The organism is Amycolatopsis sp. NPDC004747, assembly GCF_053601335.1.
This window is the reverse complement of record NZ_JBSGBQ010000002.1, coordinates 326,539-347,970: the sequence shown is the minus strand read 5'-3', so window position 1 is coordinate 347,970 and position 21,432 is coordinate 326,539. Positions and strand designations below refer to the sequence as shown.

The window sequence follows — 21,432 nt, the reverse complement described above, 5'->3', positions numbered from 1 at the left end:
GAGGGTTCCATGAGCACCACCACGCACGCCATCGCCGTTCCGGCGCCGGGCGCGCCGCTGGCGCCGACCACGATCGAGCGCCGTGACCTGCGTCCCGACGACGTGCTGATCGACATCGCCTACGCCGGCATCTGCCACAGCGACATCCACCAGGCCAAGGAGGACTGGGGCCAGGCGATCTTCCCGATGGTCCCGGGCCACGAGATCGCCGGCGTCGTCGCCGCGGTCGGTTCGGACGTCACGAAGTACCAGGTCGGCGACCGCGTCGGCGTCGGCTGCATGGTCGACTCCTGCGGCGAGTGCGAGTACTGCCTGGCCGGCACCGAGCAGTTCTGCGTCAAGGGCAACGTCCAGACCTACAACGGCGTCGGCTTCGACGGCGAGAACACCTACGGCGGCTACAGCAACCAGATCGTCGTGAAGGACGCCTTCGTCTGCCGCATCCCCGAGGGCATCGACCTCGACGTCGCCGCGCCGCTGCTGTGCGCGGGCATCACCACCTACTCGCCGCTGCACCACTGGGGCGCCGGCCCCGGCAAGAAGGTCGCCGTGATCGGCCTCGGCGGGCTCGGGCACATGGGCGTCAAGATCGCCGCCGCGATGGGCGCCGAGGTGACCGTGCTGAGCCAGAGCCTCAAGAAGCAGGAGGACGGCCTCAAGCTCGGCGCGAAGGACTACTACGCGACCAGCGACGAGTCGACGTTCGAAACGCTCAAGGGCAAGTTCGACGTCATCCTCAACACCGTGTCGGCCAAGCTGCCGGTGGACGCCTACCTGAGCCTGCTCAAGGTCGGCGGCGCGATGGTCAACGTCGGCGCCCCGGGCGAGCCGCTGTCCTACAACGCCTTCTCGCTGCTGGGCGGCAACAAGGTGCTGGCCGGCTCGATGATCGGCGGCATCGCCGAGACCCAGGAGATGCTGGACTTCTGCGCGGAGCACGGCATCGGCGCGGAGATCGAGACGATCTCGGCGGACAAGATCAACGAGGCCTACGAGCGCGTCGAGAACTCCGACGTCCGCTACCGGTTCGTCATCGACGCCAAGACCATCGGCGCCTGACCGCCACGCACGGCAACCGGGTCAGAACACCACGGTCCGGTTGCCGTGCACCAGCACGCGGTTCTCCAGGTGCCAGCGCAGGCCGCGGGCCAGCGTCACCTTCTCGATGTCCCGGCCCTTGCGGACCATGTCCTCCACCGAGTCGCCGTGGTCGACGCGGATGACGTCCTGCTCGATGATCGGGCCCGCGTCGAGGTCCGCCGTCACGTAGTGGCAGGTCGCGCCGACCAGCTTCACCCCGCGCGTGTGGGCCTGGTGGTACGGCTTCGCGCCGATGAACGACGGCAGGAAGCTGTGGTGGATGTTGATCGCCCGGCCCGCCCACTCGCGGCACAGGTCCGCGGGCAGGATCTGCATGAACCGGGCCAGCACCACCGCGTGCGGGTCGTGCTCGTCGACCAGCTTGCGCACCTGCTCGAACGCCGCCGCCTTGTCCCCGGCGGCGAACGGCACGTGGTGGAACGGGATGCCGTGCGCGCGGGTGATGTCGGCCAGCGAGTCGTGGTTGCCGATCACCGCGGCGACGTCGACGTCGAGCTCCCCGGAGGCGACCCGGCCGAGCAGGTCGTACAGGCAGTGCCCGGCCTTGGAGACGAGGATCACCGCGCGGCGCCGCTCGCCGGTGTCGCTGACCCGCCAGCTCGACTCGGCCGACAGCTCCGCGGCCACCTCGCCGAAGCGGGCGCGCAGCTCCGCGGCGTCAAAGGGCAGGGAGTCGGCCCGGACCACCTGGCGGGTGAAGAACCAGCCCGTGTCCGGGTCGGTGTGGTAGGCCGCCTCGACGATCCAGCCACCGTGCTCGGCGAGGAACCCGGAGATCCGGGCGATGATGCCGGTGCGGTCGGGGCAGCCGAAGGTGATGACGTAGCGGCGTTCGGGAGCGGTCACCCGGACATTCTCCCCCGCGCTGGTCAGACGGCCGGGAGCCGGTCCCCGCTGATCGCCGCCCGATGAGGGCGGCCGTACAGCGCCCGGTAGACGTCGTCGGCGGCGCCGGACACCTCGGTCGCCGGGGTCCCGACGGTCCACGTCCGCTCCGGCGTCGTGATCCGCACGCCGATGGTGAGGCCGCGGCGCGCGAGGAGGAACGTGAGGAACTCGTCGATACCGTCGTTGGCGAACTCGGGGGAGAAGCGGGTCTCCGGAGCGTCGGCGAGAGCGGATTCGGCGTCGAGCCGGTGGATCGCCGTTTCGTGGGCCATCCGGCGGGTCCACGGCGTGTCCGGATGGCGCACCAGGGCTTCGCGCAGGGCCAGGCGCTGGCCGTCCCACCACCCGAGCACGTCCTCCCAGCCCGTCGGCGGCTCGGGCCGTGGCGGCAGGCCCATGGCCAGGCTGGTGGCGGCGCAGTGCGCGAGCGAGATGTGCGTCACCAGGTCATGGACAGTCCACTCCGGACAGTTCGGCACCCTGGCCGCCGGACCGGCCGCGAGGGCCGCCCGCTTCAACGCGTCCGCGTGCACGTCGATCGCTTCGAGCATGGACCGACCGTATCCGTCGCCCGGCCTCGATGGCCAAGACCAATCCCAGGCCGAGACCGAAGGACAACAGCAGGCCCTTCGCCGGTTCGTCGGCGAAAGCGGCGCCGCCTGCCAGGCCGATCAGCACGCTGTACCCCGCCCAGAGCGCCGCACCGGCGGCGTCGAGCACGACGAACTTCGGCAGCGGGTAGCCGAGGCTGCCGTTGGCCAGCGCGCTGGCGACCCGCCCGCCCGGCAGGTAGCGGGCGGCGACGATCAAGAGCCCGCCGTTGCGGCGCACCTGGTCGCGGGCCCACTCGTACCGGCGGCGGCCGTCGGGCCCGCGCTGCAGCCGCGCGATCGCCCGCGGTCCGGCGGACCGGCCGGCGGCGTACCCGAGGCAGTCGCCCGCCCACGCGCCCGCGGCCGCCACCGCGGCGAGCAGGGTGAGCCGCGCGGGATCGGGCCCGAGCAGGACGGCGACCGTGACCACGGTGGTCTCGCTGGGCATGAACGGCAGCAGCGCGTCCAACCCGGACACGGCGAAGACGAGCACCCACAGCCACGGCGAGCCGAGCGTGCCGCGCAGCAGCTCGGTGACCTGCCCCAGGAGTTCCACGGCTCAATGGTGATCACCGCAGGTCACTTCGGGGTGACGCAGCGGGGGTGACCCGGTGAACGTTCACCCGGGGGCGACCGACGTCCACGGGACGGTCAGCTCGCCGAGGCGGATCCGGGACGGCGGGCCCAGCACCGGCCACCCGCGGGCGATCAGCAGCCGGACGGTTTCCAGCCACCTCGACCGCACGCCGAACGCCTGGTGCGGGGCCGCCGTGGCCCAGCAGGCGTCCAGCGACGACAACAGCTCGTGGACGCGTTCACCGGGCACGTTGCGGTGGATCAGCGCCTTCGGCAGCCGCTCGGCGATCGTCGACGGGCGGTCCAGCCCGGCCAGCCGCATCGACAGCGTCAACGAGACCGGCCCGGCCGCCGACACCAGGACCCACGTCGACAGCCGGCCGATCTCGTCGCAGGTGCCCTCCACCAGGAGGCCCTCGGCGGGCATCGAGTCCAGCACCAGGCGCCACGCGCCCGCGACCTCGTCCTCCGCGTACTGCCGGAGCACGTTGAACGCCCGCACCAGCACCGGTCGCGTCCCGGCCAGCTCGAAGCCGCCGCGCCGGAAGTCCAGCCACGGTGGCGACGCGGCGGGCAGCGCGGCGGCGACCCGCACCGGATCCAGCTCCAGGCCGAGCACGCGGACGTCCGGGCGGACCCGGCGCAGCCACCGCGCCAGCTCGACCGTCGTCACCGGGGAAGCGCCGTAGCCGAGGTCGACCACCAGCGGGGAACCGGTGGCGCGCAACAGCCGGGACGTGGCCGGGGCGGCCGCGATCCACCGGTCGACCCGGCGCAGGCGGTTCGGGTTGGTCGTGCCGCGCGTCGGCGCGCCGACCGGGGTCAGCTTGCTTCGGTGAGCCACTTCGCCGTGAATTCGGCTTCGCGCTCCAGCAGCTTGACGACCTGCTCGGCGATCACGCTCTCCAGCTTCCCGCCGAACAGCGGGATCCGGACCGTCACCTCGCCGCTGATCCGCAGCACCGTCTTGTCCCCGTTGGCCAGCAGCGCGGTCCGCGCGCTGATCTCGCCGGGCACACCGCTGACCTCGACGGTCGCGTTGCCCTGCCGTCCGGTGCCGTCGTTGCTGACCCGCCAGGTCTGCGTGCGGGTCACCCGCAGGTCGCCCTTGTGCAGCGTCCGGACCGCCTGCGGCAGCTTGTCCGCGCTGATCCCCTGCCGCAGCGCGTACCGCAGGTCCGTGCCGGACACCTCGTACGACAGCAGGGCCGCGTCGTGCCCGCCGATCTCCGCCAGGCGGGCCCGCAGCGCGTCTTCGCCGGCGACGGCCGCGTACGTGGACGCGACGTCGGCGGCGAACTCGGCGCGGTGCTCGATCCGGGATCCCATGAGCCGGACAGTACCGTCAGACGCGTGAACTCCGCCCGAACTCCCGCCCTCCCGAAGCTCGCCGCGTACACCACGCTGCGCCTCGGCGGCCCGGCCCGCCGCTTCGTCAGCGTCGTGACCAGCGAAGACCTCCTCGCGACCGTCCGCGAGGCGGACGCGGCGGGCGAGCCGGTGCTGCTGCTCGGCGGCGGCTCCAACCTGGTGGTCGGCGACGCGGGGTTCGACGGCACGCTGGTCGAGGTGGCCACCACCGGCTGGCGGCGTGACGGCGATCACGTGGAGGTCCAGGCGGGCCAGAACTGGGACGCCTTCGTCGCCGCGCTGGTCGAGGCCGGGCTGGGCGGGCTCGAATGCCTCTCCGGCATCCCCGGCAGCGTCGGCGCGACACCGATCCAGAACGTCGGCGCCTACGGCTGCGAGGTCGCCGAGTCGATCGTCTCGGTGGAGCTCTACGACCGCGTGACGCGCGAAGTGCGCACGCTCAAGGCGGACGAGCTCGGCTTCGCCTACCGCACCAGCGTGCTCAAGGGCACCGACACCGGCGTCGTCCTCTCGGTGCGCTTCGAGGTCCGCGAAGACGGCCTTTCCGCGCCCATCCGCTACGCCGAGCTGGCGCGCACGCTCGGCGTCGGGATCGGCGCCCGCGTCCCCGCCGCCGAAGCGCGCGAAGCCGTGCTCAAGCTGCGTCGCGGCAAGGGCATGGTGCTCGACCAGGACGACCACGATACGTGGAGCGCCGGCTCGTTCTTCACCAACCCGATCGTGCCGAGCGCCGAAGCTCCGGCGGTGCTCGAGCGGATCACGTCCGTCGCCGGCGCCGAGGTGCCGCAGTACCCGGCCGACGGCGGCGTCAAGCTGTCCGCGGCCTGGCTGATCGAGCGCGCCGGCTTCGCCAAGGGGTACCCCGGACCGGGGAACCGCGTTTCACTGTCGACGAAGCACACGCTCGCGCTGACCAACCGCGGCGACGCGACCACGGAGGACCTGCTGGCACTGGCGCGCGAGGTCCGCGACGGCGTCCACGCGCGGTTCGGCGTCCGGCTGCACCCCGAACCGCTGTTGATCAACTGCGTGATTTGAGCCGAATCGGGCAACCCGTACGTGTGTAGGGCGTCTTGTCGACAAAGACTGTTCCCACCTGATCGGCTGGTCTTTGCCATCCGGCGGGTAACGTCGAGCGGGTCACCAGCGCTAAGGGCTTGTGCCCGCTGGTCGGCGGGGGATTTCGGGAGGTTTCGGTGATCGAACGGCGTACGGTCTTCAAGGCTGCCCTGGCGGCTGGGGCCGCATTGGTCGCCGCCGCGTGTTCCAGCGAGACGGGCGGTACGGCCAAGCCGACCGGTGCCAACAGCGACGGTGAGGGTGGCGGCGCGCAGCCAGTGGCGAAGATCACGGCCGAGCCCGCGGCCGACGCCAAGGACGTCCCGGTGCTCAAGCCCGCCGTGCTGAAGGTCGCCGACGGCAAGCTCAGCGAGTGCAAGCTGAGCGCCGACGGCGGCAAGGAGGTCAAGGGCGACCTCTCGCCGGACGGCCTCACCTGGACCAGCTCCGAGCCGCTCGGCTACGGCAAGACCTACACCTACGCCGCCAAGGCCACCGGCAGCGACGGCAAGCCGGTCGAGTTCAAGGGCACCTTCACCACGATCAACCCGGCCACGCAGGTGCGCGCCACGCTCAACCCGGCCGACAACCAGACGGTCGGCGTGGCCATGCCGATCAGCGTCAAGTTCGCGTCGGCGGTCAAGGACCGCAAGGCCGTCGAGAAGGCCCTGTCCGTGAAGACGGACAAAAAGGTCGAGGGCGCCTGGGGCTGGCTGTCCGACAGGCAGGTCGACTACCGGCCGAAGGAGTACTGGCCGGAGAACATCACGGTGAACGTCGAGGCGAAGCTGTACGGCGTCGACCTGGGCGGCGGCGCGTACGGCAAGGCCGACGTCACCACGAAGTTCAAGATCGGCCGCAACCAGGTGGTCAAGGTCAACACCCCCGACCACCAGATGCGCGTCTACCGGGGCGGTGCCCAGGTCAAGAGCTACCCGTGCGCCAACGGGCTGGACGCCGAGGTCGACCGCAACACCCCGAACGGCACCTACATCATCATGACCCGCGAGCCGACGGCCGTGTTCGACAACGCCCGCTACGGCTACACGAACGTTAACAAGAAGTGGGCCTGCCGGTTCTCCAACCACGGCGAGTACATCCACGAGAACCAGGACAACGCGGCCAACATCGGGAAGAACAACAACTCCCACGGCTGCGTCAACCTGCTCGAAGCCGACGCCAAGGACTACTTCGACTCGGCGATGATCGGCGACCCGGTCGAGATCACCGGCTCGAAGCTCGGCCCGCCGATGGCCTCGGACGTCAAGGACTGGAACTACAGCTGGGCGGCCTGGCAAGGGCTGGGTGCGAAGTAGCCCGTGCGCACCGAAGTCGTCGGGCACGGCGGGGTCCGGCTCGGCCTGCGGGTCGAGGGTGAGGCGAACAGCAGGCCCATCGTGTTCGTGCACGGCTGGGCGCAGTCGGCCCGGTGCTGGGACGCGCAGCTCGCCGACCCCGCGCTGACCGAGCGGTTCCGCCTGGTCGCGATGGACCTGCGGGGCCACGGCGCCTCCGACGTCCCGGTCACCGGGTATGACGACCCGCACGTCTGGGCCGACGACCTCGCCGCGGTGCTCGACTTCGCCGGCCCGGACGCGATCGTCGTCGCCTGGTCCTACGGCGGCCTGGTGGTCACCGACCACATCCGGGTGCACGGCACCGCACGGCTGCGCGGGCTCGTGCTCGTCGGCGCCATCACCGAGATCGGCCGTGACCGGCCGGGCGGGCGCGTCGGCTCCCTGATGCGCGAGCACATGCGGGCGATGCTTTCCGACGATCCGGACATCGCGGTCCCCGCCCTGACCGCGTTCAGCCGCGGGATGGCCGCCGGGCCGGTGCCCGGCGCGCAGGCCCAGGCCCTGCTCGGGGCTTCTCTCAGCGTGCCGCCGTCGGTCCGCTCGGCGCTGTTCCGCCGGGACGCCGGCAGCGAAGACGTGCTGGCCGGGATCGACAAACCGGTCCTCGTCGTGCACGGCACGGCCGACCGCGTGATCGAGCCCTCGGTGGCCGAAGACGCCCTCGGGAAGATTCCGGGTGCCGTCGGACGTTGGTTCGTTGACGGGGGGCACGCGCCCTTCGCCGAGTCCGCGGCCGAGTTCGACGCGGTGCTCCGGCAGTTCGCCGAGGAATGCTGAAGCAGGAGAAGTGACAGGGTGACCAGCAACATCCGAAGGTTCCGGGCTGCGTCTCCTGGGGCCAAGCCCCAGACCCCAGCCGGGGGGCAAGCCCCCCTGGACCCCCCGAAAGCCGGGGGTCCGCGCCGGATCGCGGTGCTGTCCGTCCACACCTCGCCACTGGAGCAGCCCGGGACCGGCGACGCCGGCGGGCTGAACGTCTACGTCAGCCAGACCGCGACCGAGATGGCCCGCCGCGGCGTCGAAGTCGAGGTCTTCACCCGCGCGACCGCGTCCGGCCAGCCGCCGGTGGCCGAGCTGGCGCCCGGCGTGACCGTGCGGCACGTGCCGGCCGGCCCGTTCGAGCCGCTGGGCCGCGACGAGCTGCCCGCCCAGCTGTGCGCGTTCACCTCCGGCGTGCTGCGCACCGAGGCCTTCCACGAGCCCGGCCACTACGACCTCATCCACTCGCACTACTGGCTCTCGGGCCAGGTCGGCTGGCTCGCCCGCGACCGCTGGTCCGTGCCGCTCGTGCACACCGCGCACACCCTGGCGAAGGTGAAGAACGCCGCCCTCGCCGAGGGCGACAAGCCCGAGCCGCGCACCCGCGTGATCGGCGAGGAGCAGGTGGTCGCCGAGGCCGACCGGCTGGTCGCGAACACCGCGGTCGAAGCGCGCCAGCTCATCGAGCTCTACGACGCCGAGCCGGACGCGGTGCACGCCGTGCCGCCGGGTGTCGACCTCGAGCGCTTCACCCCGGGCGCCAAGTCCGTCGCACGCGCGGAGCTGGGGCTGGCCGACGACGACGTCGTGCTCGCCTTCGCGGGCCGGATCCAGCCGCTCAAGGCGCCGGACGTCCTGCTGCACGCCGCGGCCGCGATGCTGCGCCGCCGTCCCGAGCTGGGGCCGCGGCTGGTCGTGCTGATCGTCGGCGGCCCGTCGGGCACCGGGCTGGAGCAGCCGCAGGCCCTGCGCGAGCTCGCCGTCTCCCTCGGCATCGAGCGGCAGGTCCGGTTCCTGCCGCCGCAGCCCGGCGAGCGCCTCGCCCGGGTGTTCCGCGCCGCCGACGTCGTCGCGGTGCCCAGCTACAACGAGTCGTTCGGCCTGGTGGCCCTCGAGGCGCAGGCCTGCGGGACGCCGGTGGTCGCCGCCGAGGTCGGCGGGCTGCCGGTGGCGGTGCCGCACGGCGTGTCCGGGCTGCTGGTGCCCGGGCACGGCGCCGACGAGTGGGCGGACGCGCTGGCCGCGGTCGCGCTCCGCCCCGACCGGCGCGCCGAGCTCGGCGCCAACGCCGTCGTGCACGCGCGCCGGTTCTCCTGGCGCCGCACCACGGACGCGCTGCTGGACATCTATGCTCAGGCCACCAGCGCCTTCTCCCGTGCGCTGGACCTGCGCGCGGAGGTGGCGGTGTGAGCCTGGACGAGCTGATCCGGTCTACTTTGGACTCCGCGGAGCTGAAGTACGACCGGCGCGGGCCGGGCAAGTACTTCGTCACGCTGCCGGGAACGAAGAAGCTGCAGACGAACGCGTGGCTGGTCGACGGCGACCACGCGTTCTCGGTGGAGGCCTTCGTCTGCCGCCGTCCCGATGAGTCCCATGAGGACGTTTACCGCTTCCTGTTGCAGCGCAACGCGAAGCTGTACGGCGTTCACTACACAGTGGACAGTCTTGGGGACATCTACCTGGTCGGCCGGTTCGGCAAGGAGACGATGAACGCCGACGAGCTCGACAAGGTGCTCGGCCAGGTGCTGGAAGCGGCCGACGGCGACTTCAACACGCTGCTCGAGATCGGCTTCGCGACGTCGATCAAGCGCGAGTGGGACTGGCGTGTCTCCCGCGGGGAATCCCTGGCCAACCTCCAGGCGTTCAAGCACCTGGTCGCGCCCGCGAAGCCGCACGAACCCGGCTTGACCGAGTCGTGACCGAGGCCGTGCAACGGCCCTGAACCGGACATCCGTCTCCTCGCCAGTCGAAACTGGAGGGAGACCCAGGATGCGGACTCGATGGAGAGCCGGGCTCGCCGCCGCCGCGGTGGTGTTCGCGCTGGCCGGCTGCTCGGCGTCGGAGAAGAGCTCGGCCACCGCGGACAGTGCCGGAGCCGGGCCGGTCCCGGCCGCGACGCAGCAGGGCAACGGCAAGTCCGGGCAGGAGAAGGTGACCCCGCCGCAGCCGGGCGCCACCGAACGGAAGCTCTCGCGCAGCGCCCGGCTGGAGCTGACCACCCCCAAGGTGGTCGACGTCGTCGCGCAGGCTCGCGGGATCGCGCAGGGCGCCGGCGGCTACACCGGCCAGGAGAGCACCGGCGAAGAGCTGGCGACCCTCAACCTCGCGGTGCCCGCCGACCGGCTCGACGGCGTGCTCGACCAGCTCGGGCACCTCGGCAGCCTGGTGAAGCGGGAGCTGGCCACCCAGGACGTGACCGAGCAGGTCGTCGACGTCGAAGCGCGGCTGGCGACGCAGCGGGCGTCGGTGGAGCGGATCCGCGCCCTGCTCGCGCGGGCGAGTTCGGTGTCCGAGATCGCTTCGGTCGAAAGCGAGCTGACCAGCCGCGAGGCGGCCCTCGAATCGCTCGAGCAGCAGCGGAACTCCCTGGCCGGCAGCGTCGCGATGGCGACCGTGGCGATGACGATCCGCGGCGCCGCGGCGCCCCCGCCGCCGAGCGAGGACCACAGCGGGTTCCTCGGCGGGCTGGCCGGCGGCTGGCACGCCTTCCTCGTCTTCGGCGGGGGCCTGCTCACGGTGCTGGGCGCGCTCGCGCCGTTCCTGCTGTTCCTCGTGCCGCTGGGCTGGCTGGGTTGGCGGCTGTACCGCCGCCGCCGTCCGCCGGTGCCCGTGGCGGCGCCGGAACCGAGCGAGAGCTGAGCGGAACAGGCGGGACGGCTCGAGGGAGGGGGAGTCGCGATCTCGAGCCGCCCCGCTGAAGTTCCCGCCGATCAGGACCCGGTGACGAGGGGGGTGCCAACGGGGCCGGCGGGCCGCGGCTCGGCAGGGGGGAGACGAGCCGCGGTCGATGCCCGAACCCGGCCGGGGAGTGCGTGGAATCCGGCCGCTCGGGACGTAGTCAACCTGTCAGATCCCGCCGGGTAATCACAAGGCTACCGGCTAACCCGTTCGGGTGAAATTCGGAAATGTCGATAACGGTGTGCAGTCCTCATCGGGATTTTTGCGCGTTGTTGGCCAAGCGACTTGCCGAAGAGTGAACTGTTACTCCGGGGTAACACACTCTAAGTAGGACAGAGGTCGCCAGTTGGCTGCGCTGTGCGTTCTGGCAGGCTGGGACCATGGCCGAGATTGGGACGTTGGTGCTGCTGCGGCACGGGCAGAGCACGTGGAACGCGGAAAACCTGTTCACCGGCTGGGTGGACGTACCGCTGTCGGAGCAGGGCGAGGGCGAGGCCCGCCAGGGCGGCCGGCTGCTGGCCGACGCCGGGCTGCTCCCGGACGTGGTGCACACCTCGCTGCTGCGCCGCGCGATCTCCACCGCGAACATCGCGCTGGACGCCGCCGACCGGCACTGGATCCCGGTGAAGCGCGACTGGCGCCTCAACGAGCGCCACTACGGCGCGCTGCAGGGCAAGAACAAGAAGCAGACCCTCGAGGAGTTCGGCGAGGAGCAGTTCATGCTCTGGCGCCGCTCGTACGACACCCCGCCGCCGCCGATCGACCCGGACGACAAGTGGAGCCAGGCGGGCGACGCCCGCTACGCGAACCTCGGCGACGCCGCGCCGCTGACCGAGTGCCTGAAGGACGTCGTCGAGCGCCTGCTGCCGTACTGGGAGTCCGAGATCGTCGCGGACCTGCGCGCGGGCAAGACCGTGCTGGTCGCCGCGCACGGCAACTCGCTGCGCGCGCTGGTCAAGCACCTCGACGGCATCTCCGACGCCGACATCGCGGGGCTGAACATCCCGACCGGCATCCCGCTGCGCTACGACCTCACCGAGGACCTGCGGCCGGTGAAGCCGGGCGGCGAGTACCTCGACCCGGAAGCCGCCAAGGAAGCCGCCGCCGCGGTGGCCAACCAGGGCCGCTGAGCTGTTCCGAAGGCCACGTTCGCGGAACTTTCGCGAACGTGGCCTTCGTGCGTCAGAGGAGACCGGCTTCGCGGGCTCGCGCCCCGGCTTGGAAACGGGAAGAGGCGCCGAGCAACTCCATCAGCTCCGCCACCCGCCGCCGGTACGTGCGCAGGCTCACGCCGAGGACCCGGGCCGCCGTCTCGTCCTTGCAGCCCGACCCCAGCTGCTCGAGGATCTCCCGCGCGCCCAGCTCGGTGAACCGCGCCTGGTAGGACTCGAGGTCGGTCGCGCTGTGCCAGGCCGCCTCGAACAGCGACCGGATGCCCTGGACCAGGGCCGGGCTGGTGATCACGGTGTAGCCGCGGACCCCGCCGACTTCGTCGCCGGCGACGATCGCGATGCGGCGGTCGAGGATGATCGTCTCGTTGATCTCGCGCTCGGTGATCCGGATCCGGGCGCCGCCCGCGGCCATCATCCGCAGGTGGTCGGCCAGCGCGGGGTCGATCAGCACGCCGGGCCGGTAGACCTTGCGCACGGTCATCCCGCGCACCGGCTGCTCGCGCTCCGGCGCGGCCGGGTGCGCCACCGACCAGGTGTGCAGGTCGCGGGCCGCGCAGGAGATCTCCGTCGCGGCTTCGAAGAGGTGCGCCGTCCGCTCGAACAGCTCCGCTTCGCCGCGCACCATGACGACGTCAGTCACCTTCTCCACGTGTTCCAGTGTGGCAGCAAACTGCCAAACCCGGTGGTCGTGCGGGCCGCGCCGGAAGGCTGGAGCCATGACCACGAACACCACCACGCCCGCCGCCGCGGCGGGCACCTGGAAGCTCGGCTCCTTCGAAGTCAACCGCCTCGGCTTCGGCGCCATGCGCCTGATGTCCACTTCGGACGGCGGCATCCGCGCCCGCGAAACGTCCCTGTCCGTGCTGCGCCGGGCCGTCGAGCTCGGCGTGAACCACTTCGACACGGCCGCGTTCTACTTCGCCGGGCCGCGCTCGGCCAACGAACTGCTCAACACCGCGCTGGCGCCCTACGACGACCTCGTCATCACCACCAAGGTCGGCCCGGGCCGGGACTACGAGGGCACCTTCTACACCGCCCGGCCCGAGCAGCTGCGCGCCCAGGTCGAGGAGAACCTGCGCGAGCTGGGCCTCGACCACCTCGACGTCGTCAACTACCGGATCGGCCAGGACCTCGACCGCGGGAAAGGCTCGCTCGCCGACGGCTTCGGCGCGCTCGCCGAACTGCGCGAAGCCGGGCTGATCCGCGAGCTGGGCATCTCCAACGTCGGCCCGGAACACCTCACCGAGGCGCTGGCGATCGCGCCGGTCGTCTGCGTCCAGAACCAGTACGGCCTCACCGCCCGCCGCGAGGACGACGAGCTCGTCCGGATGTGCGCCGAGCGGGGGATCGCCTTCGTGCCGTTCTTCGCCGTCGCGAGCGGAACCGGCGAGGACGCGCGGGTTGCCGAGGTCGCCCGCCGCCACGACGCCACCCCGGCGCAGGTGCGGCTCGCGTGGACGCTGCACCGGGGCCCGAACGTGCTCGCCATCCCGGGCACCGGAGACCTCGCGCACCTCGAACAGAACGTCGCCGCGGCGGCACTCGAACTGACCGAGGAAGACCTCACCGCCCTCGGGTGAATTCGCCCGGAATGTCTCGCCGGGGAATCGATCGGGTGAACGCTGCCTGAAGCCCCGGCGAACATGTCCTCCGCAGGTGTCGCGGTGCTCACGACAAGGCGGACAACGCTAGGCCGAAGGGCCACTTCTCAGCTTACGATCGGCCTGTGACCACGCCTGTTTCACTCGCACTGGCCATCGGCGCACTGGTGGCCGGTGCGGTGGCCGGCTACTTCCTGGCGCGGGCACGCACCCGCCGCGAAGAGGCCCGGCCGCCGGGTCCGACCGTCGCCGAGCTCCTCGAACGGCTGGTCCGCTCCTCGGCCAACGGCATCGTCGTGCTCAACCGGTTCGGCGACATGGTGCTGCACAACCCGCGGGCCTACGAGCTCGGCCTGGTGAAGGTCAACCAGGCCGACCCGCGGGCCCGCAAGGCCGCCGAGCAGGTGACCGAGACCGACGAACCGCTGGAAATCGATCTCTCGCCGCTCGAAGCACGCGGCCGCCAGCCGGAGGCGGTGCTCGGCCAGGTCCGGCCGCTCGGCGACGGCTTCACCGTCGTCGAGGCCGTCGACCACTCCGAGGCCATCCGGCTCGAGGCCGTGCGCCGCGACTTCGTCGCCAACGTCAGCCACGAGCTCAAGACCCCGGTGGGCGCGATCGCGCTGCTCACCGAGGCCGTGCTCGACGCGGCCGAGGACGTCGAGGAGGTCCGCCGCTTCGGCGGCAAGATCCTGCGCGAGTCGACCCGGCTCGGCCAGCTCGTCACCGAGCTGATCGCGCTGTCGCGGCTGCAGGGCGCCGAACGGCTGCCCGACCTGAACGTCGTCGAGGTCGACGCGGTCGTCCGCGAGGCGCTCGGCCGCACCACGCTCTCGGCCGAGTCCGCCGACATCCGCATCACCACCGACAACCCCAGCGGCCTGCTCGTCGAAGGCGACCGCACGCTGCTGGTCACCGCGCTGTCGAACCTGCTGGAGAACGCCGTCGCGTACTCGCCGGCCGCCAGCCCGGTGTCGATTTCCCGGCGGCTCGCCGACGGCATGGTCGAGATCGCCGTCACCGACCGCGGCATCGGGATCGCCGAGGACGAGCAGCAGCGCGTGTTCGAGCGCTTCTACCGCGCCGACAAGGCCCGCTCCCGCGCCACCGGCGGCACCGGCCTCGGCCTGGCGATCGTCAAGCACGTCGCGGCCAACCACGGCGGCTCGGTCGGGCTGTGGAGCCGCCCGGGCACCGGCTCGACGTTCACCCTGCGCATCCCCGCGCACGTCAGCCCCGAACCGGCCACCGAGCCGGCGCGGGCGGCCAAGACCTCGCCGGCACCGCGGCAGGAGAAGACCCCCGAGCGCACCCCGAGGCTCGTGGTTACCGGGCAGGACAGCCCAGATCATGGAGGAAACCTGTGACCAGGGTTCTCATCGTCGAGGACGAGGAGTCGTTCGCCGACCCCCTCGCCTTCCTGCTGCGCAAGGAAGGGTTCACCGCGGCCGTGGCCGGCACCGGCCAGGCCGCGCTGGAGGAGTTCGACCGCAACGGCGCCGACATCGTGCTGCTCGACCTCATGCTGCCCGGGATGAGCGGCACCGACGTCTGCAAGCAGCTGCGCCAGCGCTCGGCCGTGCCGGTCATCATGGTGACCGCGCGCGACAGCGAGATCGACAAGGTCGTGGGCCTGGAGCTGGGCGCGGACGACTACGTCACCAAGCCGTACTCGGCGCGCGAGCTGATCGCCCGGGTCCGCGCGGTGCTGCGCCGCGGCGGCGAGCCCGGCGCGGAGGGGGAGCTGGCCCCGCTGGTGCTCTCGGCCGGCCCGGTCCGGATGGACGTCGAGCGGCACGTCGTGACCGTCGACGGCGCCGAGGTCTCGCTCCCGCTCAAGGAGTTCGACCTGCTCGAGTACCTGCTCCGCAACGTCGGCCGGGTGCTGACGCGCGGGCAGCTGATCGACCGGGTGTGGGGCGCGGACTACGTCGGCGACACGAAGACGCTCGACGTCCACGTGAAGCGGCTGCGCTCGAAGATCGAACCGGACCCGGGCTCGCCGCGGCACCTCGTCACGGTTCGCGGCCTCGGCTACAAGTTCGAGACGTAAGTCCTGTTCGGTGCGGTATCGCCCCGGCGGAGGCGCGCCGGGGCGAGGCCGCACCGAGTGTTTTCGGTTACAAGTTCGAGACCTGCCGCTGAGGCCGGTACCCTGGACCCCCGTGCGCCTAGGGGTACTCGACGTCGGTTCCAACACCGTCCACCTGCTCGTGGTCGACGCCCACCGTGGCGCCCACCCGACGCCGATGCATTCCGAAAAGTCCGTGCTGCGGCTGGCCGAGCGGATCACCCCCGGTGGCGAGCTTTCCAAGGCCGGTGCCGACGAGCTGGTGACCGCGGTCGAATCCGCCAAGGAGTCCGCCGCCCGGCTCGGCTGCGAAGAGGTCATGGCCTTCGCCACCTCCGCGGTCCGCGAAGCGAAGAACTCCGCCAAGGTGCTGGCCCGCGTGGCCGACAAGACCGGCGTCGACCTGCAGGTCCTTTCGGGTACCGACGAAGCGAGGCTGACGTTCCTCGCCGTCCGCCGCTGGTACGGCTGGTCCGCCGGGCAGCTGCTGGTGCTCGACATCGGCGGCGGCTCCCTCGAGATCGCGATGGGCCGCGACGAGGAGCCGGTGCTGGCCGAATCCCTGCCCCTGGGCGCGGGCCGCACCACGCGCACCCGCTTCAAGCACGACCCGCCGACGCGGTCGGAGCTCGTCGCCACGTCCGCGTGGCTGGACGACCAGCTCACCGACCTCGCGCGGAAGGTCACCAAATGGGGTGAACCCGATCGGGTCGTGGCGACGTCGAAGACGTTCCGCTCGCTCGCCCGGCTGACCGGCGCCGCCCCCTCCGCGGCGGGCCCGCGCGTCCGACGTACGCTCACGGACACCGCGTTGCGCCAGCTCCTGGCCTTCATTTCGCGGATGCCGTCGGCCGATCTCGCGGAGCTCGAGGGCGTCAGCTCGAGCCGGTCGCACCAGCTCGTGGCGGGTGCGCTCGTGGCACAGGCCACGATGCGGGCACTCGGTGTGCCGGAACTCGAGATCTGCCCGTGGGCTCTGCGAGAGGGTGTCATCCTGCGGCGGCTGGACCATTCGAACGGCGCGGATGAGACTGGAGCCGCCTCCGCGGGGCGCTTCGGCGCACAGGAGGACCGGTGAAAGCACGCGACTGGACTTCCCGGACGGATAACGGGCACGGTGGAGAGGTGACGGACATGCAGAGGTCGGTGTACAGCGCGCGCGGCGCCGCCGGTGTGCCGTCGTGTCCCGCTCCGCGAGGTGCCGCAAGTGGTAATTCGGTGCGCGCAGGGGATCACCAGGTATGACGGACCAGACCGGAGGCGACCAGCCGCAGAAGACCGTGGCTGAGCTGCTCGCCCAGCACGGTGCCCAGGTCGACGGCGGACGCCGTCGCCGTCGGCGCGCCGCCGATGACGACGACGAACCCGGCACCCCCGAGACCCCGCCCGGTGCCACCGGCTCGCACCGGCGGCCGGGCGTGAGCGACACCGGCCCGCAGGCGATCATCGACCGGGTCGCCGCCGAGGGCAGCACGCCCCCGCCGGCCCCGCCCGCGCGGCCGGCCGGGCGCCGCCGCGCCGAGCCGCCGTCCCCGCCGCCGCCCGGTCCCCGCGCGGTCCCGCAGGACTCCCAGCCGCTGCCCCGGCCGGTGCCGCCGCCCCCGGCGCGGCCCGCCCCCGGCGGCGCCGAGTCCGGCCAGTACGCCCGCCCGGCCCCGCAGGAGTCCGGCAAGTTCGCCCGGCCGCCGCAGGAGTCTGGCCAGTTCGCGCGTCCGCAGGAGTCCGCGCAGCTGCCGGTGCCGCCGCGCGCCGCGCCGCGCCGTCAGCCGCCGCCCCCGCCGCCGCAGCCGTCCCAGCAGCTGCCCGTGCCGCCGCCGCAGCCCTCGCAGCAGCTGCCCAAGCCCCCGCAGCCGTCGCAGCAGCTGCCGACGCCCCCGGCGTCGGCCGAGGAGACCCGGGCGGTCCCGCCGGTCCGGCGCCGCCCCGGGCCGCCGCAGCCGTCGCAGCAGCTGCCCGTGCCGCCGCAGCCGTCGCAGCAGCTGCCGACGCCGCCGCCCGGCGGCCCGCTGTCGGCCCGGCTCGACAGCCTCAACGGCACCCCGGACGCCGACATCGACGTTCCGCCGGGCCCGATGGCCAGCGGGTCCTTCTCGACGCCGCCCGCCGCGCCCGGCCGCCCGCGCCGCGCCCCGTCGCGCCGCCCGGAGCCGAAGCGCGAGGACCACACCGAGCAGTTCTCGGCGGTCCCGGACGACGAGCCGCTCGTCCCGCCCGTGCCGCCGAAGGGCAAGAAGCCCGAGCCGCCGGAGCCGTCCTCGCCCGCGGGCCTGGCGAACTGGCGCAAGCGGCGGCAGAAGGAGCAGATGGAGGACACCGAGATCGGCGTCATGCCGGCGGTGCCCACCGACGCCCCGGACGACGGGTACCCCGAGGACGACTTCGAGCCCGACGGCTTCGCCCCGGAGAGCAGCGGCTACCAGGCCGCCTACGACGCGGGCCCGCCGACGGGCGCGTACCCGCCGCCGATGCCGTTCGCCCCCGGCGACCGCGCCTCGCGGGCGCCGATCCCGGACGACCTCGCGCCCTACGAACGCGAGTTCGCCGACGACTACCCGGCGGACGGCCCGGACTTCGAGCAGGACGACTACGGCTACGAGCAGGGCGAAGACTACGAAGACGACGAGTACGACGACGCGCCCGAGCCGGTCGCCGAGCCGGAGCCCGCGGCTTCGGCAGGCAAGCAGTGGCTGGCGCTGGCCGGCCAGCTGGCGATGGGCGTCGTCGGCGGGGCCGCCGTCTGGCTCGGCTTCAACTGGCTCTGGGTGAACATCCCGGCCGCCGCGCTGGTCGCCGCGCTGCTGGTGGTCGTCGCGCTGGTCTGGATCGTGCGGAAGATCCGCCGCGCCGAAGACCTCCAGACCACCGTGCTGGCGGTGCTGGTGGGCCTGGTGGTGACGGTGTCACCCGCGGCGTTGCTGCTGGTCGGCCGCTGACGTTCAGGACACCCGGGCCTTCGCGAGCGCGCAGCGCGGCGAAGGCGCCAGGGTGCGTCCGGGCGCAGCTGAACCCCGTGATCCGCGTCGCGTTGGCGGCCCGGCGGCGCCGTGCACAGCGGGCGACGAGGCAGGATGGCGCGCGTGACAGACGAGCAGCCGGTCCCCGTCGGACTCAGCACGGCGTCGGTGTGGCCCCTCAAGGCGGGCACGGCCTTCGAGCTCGCCGCCGAGCTCGGCTACGACGGCGTCGAGGTGATGGTCTGGGCCGACCCGGTCAGCCAGGACGTCACCGCGCTGCGGCGGTGGTCGCGGCGCACCGGCGTGCCGGTGCTGTCGGTGCACTCGCCGTCACTGCTGATCACCCAGCGGATCTGGTCGCCGGACCCGGCGGTCCGGCTGCGGATGTCGGTCGACGCCGCGCTCGAGCTCGGCGCGCGCACCGTGGTGGTCCACCCGCCGTTCCGCTGGCAGCGCCGGTACGGCGAAGCGTTCGGTGATCTGGTCGCCGAACTGGAGGAGTCGAGCGGCGTGGAAATCGCCGTCGAAAACATGTTCAAGGTCCGGCCGCCGGGTGGTTCCAAGAATTCGCGCGTCTCCGCGTTCCGGCCGTCGATCGATCCGACGGACGTCGGGTTCCGGCACTACACGCTCGACCTGTCCCACACAGCGGCAGCCGAGATGGACGCGCTGGCGCTGGCGCAGCGGATGGGGGAGGGCCTCTCGCACGTCCATCTGGCCGACGGCACCGGCGTCCCGAAGGACGAACACCTGGTACCCGGACGCGGCGGCCAGCCCTGCGCCGAACTGCTCGAGAAGCTGGTCAGCAACGGTTTTGCCGGTCAGATCGTGCTGGAGATCAACACCCGGCACGCCGTCACCGCGGCCCAGCGCGTGCGCGACCTGGCCGAGGCGTTGTTGTTCGCGCGGTTCCACCTCGGGCAATAACCGCGCCGCCTATCCACTCCCGAGTGCATTTCCGCCGGTTGAACCCGTAAAGTTCGGTCCGTGAACCCGTCGCTCTCATTGCTCGTCACCTCCCCGGATTCCCGAAATGGCGCGGACCGTTCGTGAGCGGAATGGACGGCACCGCCGTGTCCTTCGACACGGCGAGTGCGGCGCGGTCGCTGGGGGACGGCACCTTCACCGCGGTGCTGCGTGCGGAATGGGCCATCGGCTCGCACCCGCACGGGGGTTTCCTGCTCGCCCTGCTGGCGAGGGCGGCGATCGCCGCCCTGCACGAGCGCGGTGAGCCGCACGCGGAGCCGCTGGTCGTCAGCGCGGAGTTCCTGCACGCGCCCGCGCTCGGGCCGGTGCTGCTGCGCACGGACGTCCGCAAGGTCGGCCGCCGCGCGACGGTGGTCGAGGTCCGGCTGGAGCAGCGCGGCCGCAGCTGCGTCGAGGCCAGGGTGACGACGGGCCGGTTGCCGATGCGCCGCCCGGAGTGGACCGACGTGCCGTCGATGCCCGCCGAGCCGCCGCCCGGCGCGCTGGCGATGCCGGAGAGCAGCGAAGGGCCGTTCAACCTGGCCAAGGGCTGCGAGGTGAGGCTGGACCCGGCGACCGCGGGCTTCCTGACCGGCCGCACCGGCGAGCCACCCCGGGTGCGGCTGTGGGTCCGGCCGCGGCACAGCCTGGCCGACCCGTACTTTTCGCTGCTGGCGTCGGACGTGAACCCGCCGGTGGTGATGAACCTGGGCCGCATCGGCTGGGCGCCGACGGTCCAGCTGACGGCGTTGCTGCGCACCCGCCCGGCACCGGGCTGGCTGCGCGTGGTGGTCGAGTCCCGTTCGGTGCACGAGTCGTGGTTCGACTCGGACGCCACGGTGGTCGACGCCCAGGGCCGGCTCGTGTGCCAGGCCCGCCAGCTCGGCCTGGCCCCGGCCCCGGGCGGCTGAGCACGCCCGCGGGACACGTGAACCGACCCTCCAGGCACGCCGGCCGACTATCCGGGTGCGCGGGCCGACTGTTCGGGTGCGCGGGCCGACTGTTCGGGTACGCGGGCCGGTCGCCCAGGGCGGCCGGCGTGCCAGGTCCGCCGGCTGGGCCCGGCCCGGGCCCGGCAGGCTGAGCACGGGCCGGTGGGGTGCTTGGAGGGGCATCACCCGTGATTGAAGGGGCATCACTCGTGATTGGCGGGGCATCACGGGCGATTGGGGGGACGACACGGCCACCTCGCCCCGGCACCAGGCCGCCGTGGCGGGTTTGGCACGCTTGGCTCCATGACGGTCATCGCGGTGCTGGGTGCGGGCAAGATCGGCGAGGCGTTGCTTTCGGGGCTGCTGCACGGCGGCCACGAGGCCGGCGACCTCCTCTTCACCGAGCGGTACCCGGCGCGGGTCGAGGAGCTCACCAGCCGCTACGGCATCCGCGGGGTCGAGGTCGAGGAAGCCGCCAAGCGGGCCGACGTCCTGGTCGTCGCCGTCAAGCCCCAGGACATCGAGCCCGTTCTCGACGAGCTCGCGCCGCTGCTCGGCCCGTCGTCGCTCGTGGTCTCGCTCTGCGCCGGGCTGCCCACCTCGCTCTACGAACGGCGGCTCGCCGAGGGCGTGCCCGTCGTGCGGGTCATGCCGAACACGCCGATGCTGGTCAACGAGGCCATGAGCGCCATCTCCGCCGGCCGGTACGCGACCGGCGAGCACCTCGCCGTGGTGCGGGACCTGCTCTCGCACGTCGGGCAGGTCGTCGAGGTGCCCGAGGCCCAGCAGGACGCCGTCACCGCGCTGTCCGGGTCCGGGCCCGCCTACTTCTTCTACCTGGTCGAAGCCATGATCGACGCCGGGATCCTGCTGGGCCTGCCGCGGGCGCTCGCCGGGCAGCTGATCATCCAGTCGGCCGTCGGCGCGGCGAAGATGCTCGCCGAATCCGACGAGCACCCCGTGCTGCTGCGCGAGGCCGTCACCTCGCCCGCCGGCACCACCATCAACGCCATCCGCGAGCTGGAGAAGCACGGCGTCCGGGCCGCGCTGCTGGCCGCCATCGAGGCCGCGAAGGACCGTTCGGTGGAGCTCGGGAAGGCCCACGACGAAGCCTGATTTCCCCGGAAAGGGCG

22 protein-coding genes are annotated in these 21,432 nt (G+C 72.4%); 16 read left to right on the top strand and 6 right to left on the bottom strand.

Annotation, left to right across the window (positions count from 1 at the left end; translation table 11 throughout):
- Positions 1–9: 9 nt before the first annotated feature.
- Positions 10–1,059 carry an NAD(P)-dependent alcohol dehydrogenase gene (locus tag ACWEGE_RS04000; RefSeq protein WP_449658922.1) on the top strand — a complete coding sequence of 350 codons (1,050 nt, stop codon included), beginning with the start codon at positions 10–12 and terminating at the stop codon, positions 1,057–1,059.
- A gap of 21 nt (positions 1,060–1,080) precedes the next feature.
- Here ACWEGE_RS04000 and purU read toward each other — a convergent pair whose 3' ends face one another.
- The 5 genes from purU to ACWEGE_RS03975 all read right to left on the bottom strand — a co-directional run bounded on the left by purU (position 1,081) and on the right by ACWEGE_RS03975 (position 4,487).
- Complete coding sequence (gene purU / locus ACWEGE_RS03995; RefSeq protein WP_449658921.1) at positions 1,081–1,947, bottom strand: formyltetrahydrofolate deformylase; 867 nt, start codon at positions 1,945–1,947, stop codon at positions 1,081–1,083.
- Positions 1,948–1,970: 23 nt separating this feature from the next.
- On the bottom strand, positions 1,971–2,432 hold the full coding sequence (locus ACWEGE_RS03990) for a maleylpyruvate isomerase family mycothiol-dependent enzyme (protein WP_449658920.1): 462 nt from the start codon (positions 2,430–2,432) through the stop codon (positions 1,971–1,973).
- Positions 2,433–2,436: 4 nt separating this feature from the next.
- Positions 2,437–3,138, bottom strand: a complete 702-nt coding sequence (locus ACWEGE_RS03985; protein ID WP_449658919.1) for a DedA family protein — start codon at positions 3,136–3,138, stop codon at positions 2,437–2,439.
- 63 nt (positions 3,139–3,201) lie between these two features.
- Positions 3,202–4,002, bottom strand: a complete 801-nt coding sequence (locus ACWEGE_RS03980; protein ID WP_449658918.1) for a class I SAM-dependent methyltransferase — start codon at positions 4,000–4,002, stop codon at positions 3,202–3,204.
- Positions 3,981–4,487: a DUF2505 domain-containing protein gene (locus tag ACWEGE_RS03975; protein ID WP_449658917.1), complete on the bottom strand. Its 507-nt coding sequence runs from the start codon at positions 4,485–4,487 to the stop codon at positions 3,981–3,983. The genes ACWEGE_RS03980 and ACWEGE_RS03975 overlap by 22 nt, the downstream gene beginning before the upstream one ends.
- Positions 4,488–4,511: 24 nt before the next feature.
- Between ACWEGE_RS03975 and ACWEGE_RS03970 the strand changes: the two genes are divergently transcribed.
- The 7 genes from ACWEGE_RS03970 (at position 4,512) to ACWEGE_RS03940 (ending at position 11,733) form a co-directional block, all read left to right on the top strand.
- Positions 4,512–5,567, top strand: a complete 1,056-nt coding sequence (locus ACWEGE_RS03970) for a UDP-N-acetylmuramate dehydrogenase (RefSeq protein ID WP_449658916.1) — start codon at positions 4,512–4,514, stop codon at positions 5,565–5,567.
- Positions 5,568–5,725: 158 nt separating this feature from the next.
- Positions 5,726–6,904, top strand: coding sequence for a L,D-transpeptidase (locus ACWEGE_RS03965; protein WP_449658915.1), 1,179 nt, complete (start codon positions 5,726–5,728; stop codon positions 6,902–6,904).
- A 3-nt stretch (positions 6,905–6,907) separates the two neighbouring features.
- On the top strand, positions 6,908–7,723 hold the full coding sequence (locus ACWEGE_RS03960; protein WP_449658914.1) for an alpha/beta fold hydrolase: 816 nt from the start codon (positions 6,908–6,910) through the stop codon (positions 7,721–7,723).
- 96 nt (positions 7,724–7,819) lie between these two features.
- Complete coding sequence (mshA, locus tag ACWEGE_RS03955) at positions 7,820–9,115, top strand: D-inositol-3-phosphate glycosyltransferase (RefSeq protein WP_449659080.1); 1,296 nt, start codon at positions 7,820–7,822, stop codon at positions 9,113–9,115.
- On the top strand, positions 9,112–9,624 hold the full coding sequence (locus ACWEGE_RS03950) for a YbjN domain-containing protein (RefSeq protein WP_449658913.1): 513 nt from the start codon (positions 9,112–9,114) through the stop codon (positions 9,622–9,624). Before mshA ends, ACWEGE_RS03950 begins: the two co-directional genes overlap by 4 nt.
- Positions 9,625–9,694: 70 nt before the next feature.
- A complete protein-coding gene (locus ACWEGE_RS03945) occupies positions 9,695–10,564 on the top strand; it encodes a DUF4349 domain-containing protein (RefSeq protein ID WP_449658912.1) in 870 nt (289 codons plus the stop codon).
- Positions 10,565–10,983: 419 nt separating this feature from the next.
- The gene (locus ACWEGE_RS03940) at positions 10,984–11,733 is read left to right on the top strand and encodes a phosphoglyceromutase (RefSeq protein WP_449658911.1); all 750 of its coding nucleotides are present in this window, start codon (positions 10,984–10,986) and stop codon (positions 11,731–11,733) included.
- Between the two features lie 52 nt (positions 11,734–11,785).
- Here ACWEGE_RS03940 and ACWEGE_RS03935 read toward each other — a convergent pair whose 3' ends face one another.
- Positions 11,786–12,424: a DUF6879 family protein gene (locus tag ACWEGE_RS03935; protein WP_449658910.1), complete on the bottom strand. Its 639-nt coding sequence runs from the start codon at positions 12,422–12,424 to the stop codon at positions 11,786–11,788.
- 67 nt (positions 12,425–12,491) lie between these two features.
- Here ACWEGE_RS03935 and ACWEGE_RS03930 point away from each other — a divergent pair, with 67 nt between their 5' ends.
- The 8 genes from ACWEGE_RS03930 (at position 12,492) to proC (ending at position 21,415) form a co-directional block, all read left to right on the top strand.
- Positions 12,492–13,355 (top strand): oxidoreductase, encoded by an 864-nt coding sequence (locus ACWEGE_RS03930; RefSeq protein WP_449658909.1) that lies wholly within the window; start codon positions 12,492–12,494, stop codon positions 13,353–13,355.
- A gap of 146 nt (positions 13,356–13,501) precedes the next feature.
- Positions 13,502–14,743, top strand: a complete 1,242-nt coding sequence (locus ACWEGE_RS03925) for a sensor histidine kinase (RefSeq protein WP_449658908.1) — start codon at positions 13,502–13,504, stop codon at positions 14,741–14,743.
- Positions 14,740–15,429 carry a response regulator transcription factor gene (locus ACWEGE_RS03920; RefSeq protein WP_125310281.1) on the top strand — a complete coding sequence of 230 codons (690 nt, stop codon included), beginning with the start codon at positions 14,740–14,742 and terminating at the stop codon, positions 15,427–15,429. Before ACWEGE_RS03925 ends, ACWEGE_RS03920 begins: the two co-directional genes overlap by 4 nt.
- A gap of 112 nt (positions 15,430–15,541) precedes the next feature.
- The gene (locus ACWEGE_RS03915) at positions 15,542–16,525 is read left to right on the top strand and encodes a Ppx/GppA phosphatase family protein (RefSeq protein WP_449658907.1); all 984 of its coding nucleotides are present in this window, start codon (positions 15,542–15,544) and stop codon (positions 16,523–16,525) included.
- 163 nt (positions 16,526–16,688) lie between these two features.
- Positions 16,689–18,380, top strand: coding sequence for a hypothetical protein (locus tag ACWEGE_RS03910; protein WP_449658906.1), 1,692 nt, complete (start codon positions 16,689–16,691; stop codon positions 18,378–18,380).
- Between the two features lie 135 nt (positions 18,381–18,515).
- Positions 18,516–19,328, top strand: a complete 813-nt coding sequence (locus ACWEGE_RS03905) for a sugar phosphate isomerase/epimerase family protein (protein WP_449658905.1) — start codon at positions 18,516–18,518, stop codon at positions 19,326–19,328.
- A gap of 131 nt (positions 19,329–19,459) precedes the next feature.
- Positions 19,460–20,278 (top strand): thioesterase family protein, encoded by an 819-nt coding sequence (locus tag ACWEGE_RS03900; protein ID WP_449659079.1) that lies wholly within the window; start codon positions 19,460–19,462, stop codon positions 20,276–20,278.
- A 324-nt stretch (positions 20,279–20,602) separates the two neighbouring features.
- Positions 20,603–21,415, top strand: a complete 813-nt coding sequence (proC, locus tag ACWEGE_RS03895) for a pyrroline-5-carboxylate reductase (RefSeq protein ID WP_449658904.1) — start codon at positions 20,603–20,605, stop codon at positions 21,413–21,415.
- The last annotated feature ends 17 nt before the right edge of the window (positions 21,416–21,432 follow it).

Bases quoted from the DNA above. Each gene is read 5' to 3' on its own strand.
- ACWEGE_RS03910 (WP_449658906.1), top strand. From the start codon at position 16,689: ATGACGGACCAGACCGGAGGCGACCAGCCGCAGAAGACCGTGGCTGAG.
- ACWEGE_RS04000 (WP_449658922.1), top strand. From the start codon at position 10: ATGAGCACCACCACGCACGCCATCGCCGTTCCGGCGCCGGGCGCGCCG.
- ACWEGE_RS03905 (WP_449658905.1), top strand. From the start codon at position 18,516: ATGGCGCGCGTGACAGACGAGCAGCCGGTCCCCGTCGGACTCAGCACG.
- ACWEGE_RS03900 (WP_449659079.1), top strand. From the start codon at position 19,460: ATGGACGGCACCGCCGTGTCCTTCGACACGGCGAGTGCGGCGCGGTCG.
- ACWEGE_RS03940 (WP_449658911.1), top strand. From the start codon at position 10,984: ATGGCCGAGATTGGGACGTTGGTGCTGCTGCGGCACGGGCAGAGCACG.
- ACWEGE_RS03945 (WP_449658912.1), top strand. From the start codon at position 9,695: ATGCGGACTCGATGGAGAGCCGGGCTCGCCGCCGCCGCGGTGGTGTTC.
- ACWEGE_RS03975 (WP_449658917.1), bottom strand. From the start codon at position 4,487: ATGGGATCCCGGATCGAGCACCGCGCCGAGTTCGCCGCCGACGTCGCG.
- ACWEGE_RS03930 (WP_449658909.1), top strand. From the start codon at position 12,492: ATGACCACGAACACCACCACGCCCGCCGCCGCGGCGGGCACCTGGAAG.
- proC (WP_449658904.1), top strand. From the start codon at position 20,603: ATGACGGTCATCGCGGTGCTGGGTGCGGGCAAGATCGGCGAGGCGTTG.